We start from the raw sequence: 1090 nt of genomic DNA, 5'->3' as shown, positions 1-1090 counted from the left end.
TAGGACTTACGCAACAATCAGTCTAGGCGAGCGCAACTGCTCGCAGAGATAGTCATCCAGCAAGCCATGTTTTAACTGATATACCGTTTTCTTTGTCTGCCTAGCAATACGGGTCAAACTTATCCAAACTAATATAGAACAGCAAATATGATTGCGCTGAATACGTGCTTTTCGACACTGATTAGACTCTATACCTGTTAATTGCTTAATCTCACGATGAAACTGCTCAATCTTCCAGCGTATGGCGCACACCTGTTGTACGTCATCACGATTTGTTTGAGTGGTGTCGTTGGTTACGACCCAATCCGTGCGGTGAGTACTCACCACAACCCGAAACAGTTGCACTTTATAGTCTTTAGGAAATTTATTGATCTTAATTAATTTGCCATTATCTTGTTCGGCCTCAGTCCATTGTAAAGCACTGACTGAGGTATAAGCGCGTTGCCCCTTAGAATCATCAACCAAGCGGTTGCTCTTAAGCGGACAGTAAAAGATTTTACCTAAACCATCAATGGTCAGCATGATATCTTTAGTGGCATACCAGCTGTCCATAAGCACCGTTTTAAATACCAATTGCTTGTACTCGATCGTGTGTCGTAACATATCTTTTAAATGATCAAGCTTGGTTTTACCATCGATGGCTTTGTCGTAAATACGGTAGTCAATAACCCAATACTGCTGGGTATGCGGGTTAACGTAGATGCAGTTTACAAGACCAATGCCTTTAATTAATCGTTTAGCATTGCCACTATATTGGCGGTTGACCAGTTCTATCTTATGACTGTGATCTTTGTCTAATACCGTATCATCAAAGAGCAAGTAACCCTCAGCATCGGCGACAATGTCTTGTTTAACTTGTTCCCATACTAGACGAGGTTTGAGCTTGTCACCTTTAATATAACGGTTGATATGGTCATGACTGATGTTCTCAGGATGATGATCAGCATAGTTGGTGATGGTGTAGTTTATCTGGCTCACCATGAGATACTGGCAATAATCTAGTCGGGTTATTTTAGGCTTCTTCATGACTATTATGGTACTACGCTATGCTTTAGGTTGGCAATATATCTCTGGTTTTGCGTAAGTCCTA

Annotated in this window: 1 protein-coding gene; it reads right to left on the bottom strand. The window is 41.2% G+C overall.

Annotated elements, in window-relative coordinates; all coding sequences use genetic code 11:
- Positions 1-6: 6 nt before the first annotated feature.
- A complete protein-coding gene (locus tag A1232T_RS00045; RefSeq protein WP_077447464.1) occupies positions 7-1026 on the bottom strand; it encodes an IS701 family transposase in 1020 nt (339 codons plus the stop codon).
- Between the last annotated feature and the right edge of the window lie 64 nt (positions 1027-1090).

Source organism: Psychrobacter pasteurii (assembly GCF_900162815.1).
In the GTDB taxonomy this organism is placed as follows: Bacteria; Pseudomonadota; Gammaproteobacteria; order Pseudomonadales; family Moraxellaceae; genus Psychrobacter; species Psychrobacter pasteurii.
Note: the sequence above shows the minus strand (reverse complement) of the source record. Positions and strands in the feature narration are given on the sequence as shown.